The following is a 765-nucleotide window of genomic DNA, read 5'->3' as shown; positions in this document are numbered from 1 at the left end:
ACCGCCGTCATTATAAGGTCCCACTTCTTAACAAAGGAACCCGCAAAGGCTGCTATCGCAAGAGGTATCGTCTGTATGTTTTGTCCAACTCCAAGAACAAGCGATGGAAGTAGGAAATCGTTCCATATCCATATCGCATTTAGTATCGATATCGTTACAAATATAGGCTTTAATATTGGCATAATTATCAGGAAAAATATCTGTGGCTTTGAACAGCCGTCAATCCATGCTGCTTCTTCTAATTCCTTTGGTATCGTCTTTATAAATCCATGGAACATAAATACAGCAAGCGGTGCTCCAAACCCTATATACGCAAATATCATTCCATGGTATGTTCTTAGCATTGGAAGTCCTATTGCTTCATTTATCATTCTAAAGAAGGAGACAAGTGGAAACATTACTACCTGAAAGGGTATTATTAAACCGCTTACAAACAGCAAAAATATAAATGTTGATGATTTTGATTTTCTTCTAACTAAAGCCCATGCTGCCATAGCTGAAAAAACCGAAATAGTTATAAGCGACAGCACCGTTATTATCACCGATGTATATACGCTCTTTGCATATCTTATGCTTGGGCTGGTCCATATCGTCTTTATATTTACAAGTAGCTGTGACCACTTTTGTGGAAATGCAATCGGGTCGGTTATTATTTCTAATGATGCCTTTGCTGAGTTTATCACTACTATGAAAAATGGAAATATTGTCATTAAAAATAACACTATTGTTATTATCTGCAGCAATATTTCTGTTATTCTTTTCTTG

General features: G+C 36.3%; 1 protein-coding gene. It reads right to left on the bottom strand.

The features are described 5' to 3' along the window. On the bottom strand, positions 1-765 hold a 765-nt coding region (locus ABG79_RS12125; RefSeq protein ID WP_057979723.1), incomplete at both ends, for a carbohydrate ABC transporter permease.

Origin of the sequence: Caloramator mitchellensis, assembly GCF_001440545.1 — a bacterium.
GTDB lineage: Bacteria > Bacillota > Clostridia > Clostridiales > Caloramatoraceae > Caloramator > Caloramator mitchellensis.
This window is presented reverse-complemented; position numbering and strand designations above follow the sequence as displayed.